Origin of the sequence: Vibrio hepatarius (genome assembly GCF_011806575.1) — a bacterium.
In the GTDB taxonomy this organism is placed as follows: domain Bacteria; phylum Pseudomonadota; class Gammaproteobacteria; order Enterobacterales; family Vibrionaceae; genus Vibrio; species Vibrio hepatarius_A.
On the sequence record NZ_JAATOO010000056.1, the window covers coordinates 1 to 4,037 of the forward strand.

4 protein-coding genes are annotated in these 4,037 nt (G+C 38.6%); all 4 read right to left on the reverse strand.

Annotated features, from left to right (window positions below):
- Positions 1 to 242: 242 nt before the first annotated feature.
- The 4 genes from HCZ42_RS21500 to HCZ42_RS21515 all read right to left on the reverse strand — a co-directional run bounded on the left by HCZ42_RS21500 (position 243) and on the right by HCZ42_RS21515 (position 3,942).
- Complete coding sequence (locus HCZ42_RS21500) at positions 243 to 1,424, reverse strand: DUF3800 domain-containing protein (RefSeq protein ID WP_368484203.1); 1,182 nt, start codon at positions 1,422 to 1,424, stop codon at positions 243 to 245.
- A 96-nt stretch (positions 1,425 to 1,520) separates the two neighbouring features.
- On the reverse strand, positions 1,521 to 2,324 hold the full coding sequence (locus HCZ42_RS21505; protein WP_167422709.1) for a hypothetical protein: 804 nt from the start codon (positions 2,322 to 2,324) through the stop codon (positions 1,521 to 1,523).
- Between the two features lie 142 nt (positions 2,325 to 2,466).
- Positions 2,467 to 3,090: a DUF6058 family natural product biosynthesis protein gene (locus tag HCZ42_RS21510; protein ID WP_123768048.1), complete on the reverse strand. Its 624-nt coding sequence runs from the start codon at positions 3,088 to 3,090 to the stop codon at positions 2,467 to 2,469.
- Between the two features lie 213 nt (positions 3,091 to 3,303).
- The gene (locus tag HCZ42_RS21515; protein ID WP_109174082.1) at positions 3,304 to 3,942 is read right to left on the reverse strand and encodes a hypothetical protein; all 639 of its coding nucleotides are present in this window, start codon (positions 3,940 to 3,942) and stop codon (positions 3,304 to 3,306) included.
- Between the last annotated feature and the right edge of the window lie 95 nt (positions 3,943 to 4,037).

The window sequence follows — 4,037 nt, forward strand, 5'->3', positions numbered from 1 at the left end:
TCTGATGATTTAGCGGAAATACGAAGAAATAATACGAATGAGGCAAAGTGTTAAGTCACAAGAGAAAGTGACTTTGAAGCCAGAGATTAACTGCAAAACTCACCCTGCGTATAACGCCCTGTTAAGGTGTGAGCAACGTAATACCGATGCCGCCGTATACCACCTTAATCACTTAAACCAACGCATGGTAAAAATGCCACGCGTTGCGAATCACTCTTAAACAGATTGTTATATGCGCCTTATTAAAAATGGAAGACTCTGAATACTCTTTGCTGTTTGTCATGAGGCAAGACAAAGTTGCACCCTAAAGGTGAATGGAAATCTTGGTACCCAACTAACCTAGAAAATGTCTTGGTATAAACACTCTCTACTTTTTTGCACTCATAAAAAGCCTCGTTGATAAACCTGACATAAAAACCAGCAACCAAATCAGCCACTTGAACACCAACACTGTTTTCTGAGTCGACAAACTCTAGGGTAAAGTCACTACAAACATTTAAATTTGAATTTGGCGTTGGAGGAGAGTTAGGTGAAATACTGTTTTCAACAAGATACTCTTTTGACTTTGCTAAAATAACATCAAAATCTTTTTGTTCATCATGGACTAGAGTCACATTCGCGATATCTCCCTGATGGTACATATTTAGACGACCAATCATATTAAAAAAAGAGTGAACATGTGGAAGAATATTAACCCTTTTCGCTTTGGACTTCCTTTTACTTTTGTTAAGTATGTCGGGAATAGGAAGGTAACGTTCAACAGCCTTACTCTCGCCAATTGCACTACAACAAGTTTGAAACTCATCAATAGAAGCTGATATTAGCTTTTTAACCTGCTCTTTTTCTAACATTTGACAGTCAGAGCTTCCGAAAAAGCCCTTGAGTTCCTCAAGTAAGTGGTTAATTTCATCTGCTTCTCTTTGAACACAAGCATTATTGAATAACCTCAAATAGTGATCTGGTAGCTGATACCACATATAGTTAGCTAAGTGGTTTCTGGCTAGCTGGTTTTGACCATGGGTTTCATCGATTTCACTATATATTGGAATAATGAGGCTACTAATAAGGTTCGCGATAACACAAAATTTTTTATCCACCAACTCGATGAGTATAGGGACGCGATTTTGAATCAGGTATTCAACAAGTTCGAGGAAGAAGTCCGGTTTTTCTGTGTAGATCTCTGAAGATTTTAGTTCACTATCAACATCATATTTTTCTTTCAGCTCAGATAGTTTAAGTGCCATTCTCTCCTCATCGTCAATTCCGACGCAAGATAAAGAGAATAATGGCTGACCACCAAACTTAAGTGAAAAATCGGATTTGAGTAAGTCACCACTGTTTCCACTTTCATCTAAATAATATCGATGCATCATTTTTCCTCGAAGCATATAACGCCGCGTTAAGTGGTGAGCAACGCCAAGCACCAAACCTAAACCCTTGTACCTTAAACACTAAATTCAACTTAAACTGAAATCGCCAAGCGTTGTGAATCCGTCTTAAACGCTTTGTTATACGAATTTTTATAGCTGTTCATTTTTATAGTAAAAGCCTTGCGGTAATGTCATTGTAATTGAGCCACTTTCTGTATAAAGACCAACATAAGACCCGTTTTTTAAGATAATTAAACCTGTGACTTCTTCTTCAATAGTCGGGTTATACTCCTTAAGGTGCTTAGTCTTAATTGAAACGCAGGGATTCCAGCCGTTCTCAGTCCTTTCACAAATTTTACCATTTTTCCCGTTTAGGTACTCTGACACAACTAGTTGACCATGTTGATTGCCAACGCTAGGCAAAAATACCCATATAGAAACGAACAGAGGTAGTAGACATAAAATGAATAAGAAAAAATATGACGCCAAGAAAGCAAAAAATGCCTGCTCCTTCGCAAAGAGCCATGCTAGTGGTTTGAGGATATAAGCAAATAGAAACGGATGAGTGGCTTTAAAGCGCACATAACGTACTTTCGACCTATAGTTTTTAAGACCATTTGCATTTGTAGCTTGTACATTTGAGGTTGTAGTTTCTGCGGTTAAAGACGACCAAACCCTTGCAAATAAATACACCGTAGGGAAAATCACTAATACTGCATGGGGATATGTACCCATTACAATTATTAAGTTTACGCCTAGTTCCCTACTTGCATAATATGTCCATACTATTGCATTAGCCCAGTCTATAGAGAAAAATGCATATTCAAAACCAAAAGCTTCCACATACCCTTGGTAGTAACCAAGACCGTAGACATACATTGCATTGGTTAACAATCCAGATCCAGCAAATATCAGTAGAACTCTCTTAAAAATTCTTTGAACAACTACTTCCAATCGATACTCCCTGATAATTCTTATAACGCCGCATTAAGGTGTGAGCAACGCAGCAACCAAACCTAAACCATTGCACTGTAGACACGAAACCCAACCTTGAACTGAAAATGCCAAGCGTTGGGAATCACTCTTAAATGCTTTGTTAGCTTTGAAGCTTATATTTTCGTCGAACTTCATTAACTAAACGATGTCTTGAACTATTTAGCCTTTCATGTGGGGCAAAAGGTGAACTAGCGTTATCCAATAGGTTAACAAAGTACTCGAGGCGCTTTATTTCGTTACTATCAAGTACATCACGTTCTAACAGGGCTTTGATTTGTTCAACCGCGAATCCTTTCGCTGCTATATCTTCCGGAAGCCCCGTTTTAGTACAAAGCCCATAAGTGCCTTGTAAAAAATGCTCCCAGTCTTCCATGATTATTTCGTTCAATCCTGGGATATCAACCTCACATTTTGCACCTTTTAAAACAGAAAGTGCCCTACGATAGCGATTAGAGAACTCCTCGAATACGCGCTCTTCACTTTTTAATGTGTGAACTGTGCTTAGCCAAGAAATATATCCTTTTGCATAGTACTCCATGACATAGTTTTCACTATGAGCACCAGTAAATGAACTACAGTTGAGTGCAACATCTAACTTGTATGATGCCAATGGCATCAGCTTCTCGGTTTGATAACCCTTAATCTCTTGTTGGTCGATTTTCGTTACGCTCGCCAGTTCTTCCAAAGTGATGAAGTTTTCATTCAAATAGTTAACAAGCATCATAAAAATAATTCCATTATACGCAGCCAAAATACTAAAGTCACAGTATCATACATTGAAATTAAAATCGTAAATTCTGATAGTCTGCTACAAAAAGCTAACGCCGCGTTAAGTGGTGAACAACGCAACCACTGAGCCTAAACCATTGTGCTGTAAACACTTAAGCTGATACAAACCAAAAATGCTAAGCGTTGTGAATCCGTCTTAAACGCTTTGTTATGCGTCTTTAAAGTTTGCCTTGTTTTGTACCTGCAACTCCGCAACAGGCTTAGCTCTTCGATATAGCGCAAGCAACATTTTAAGTTGAACTAGTTCATCACCTTTAGATAGTTGGTGTAGCGCTTTGACTTGCTTTGGAGTTAACTTGAATGTTTCATGGAGATCTACAACCGATTCTTTAACAAAAGCGATTTCGTCTCTCAATTGCTTTGCTTCCAAATCCTTGATCTTTAGCTGAGTGAGTTTTCGCTTTTGATATTGAGAATAAATGACATGATACGTGCCTGCTGCACTTGTAATTGCACCAGCAAGAGCACTAACGATGATGCCAATATCTTTGGCTACTTCAGTTAAAAGTGTAAGTTCAATATAGCCTGGCGAAGCATATTGAATACGTTTCACCACAGGTTGATCCTCATGGTTAACAAACTTTCCAACAATGCTGAAAAAGCCAACGACGCTTCCGCCACCAAGCCAAGGCATCCGCTCAAATTCTAGGTTAGAAAACTTTCCTTCATCAATTGCTCGCAACGCATGGAAAAAGCCATAAAGCTGCTGGTATTCTTTAGTGAGAATTGTAAAGTCTTCTAATTTCCAACGCTCATCCAACAATATTGTTGATTGACCTTTATTCATAAATTACCTCTAGACGCATAACGCCGCATTAAGGGGTGAACAACGCCACCACCCAAACTAAACCATTGTGCCGTAAACACTAAAGCTAGTTCAAA

Excerpts from the sequence above, each read along its gene's own strand:
- HCZ42_RS21510 (WP_123768048.1), bottom strand. The coding sequence starts at position 3,090 with ATGATGCTTGTTAACTATTTGAATGAAAACTTCATCACTTTGGAAGAA.
- HCZ42_RS21515 (WP_109174082.1), bottom strand. The coding sequence starts at position 3,942 with ATGAATAAAGGTCAATCAACAATATTGTTGGATGAGCGTTGGAAATTA.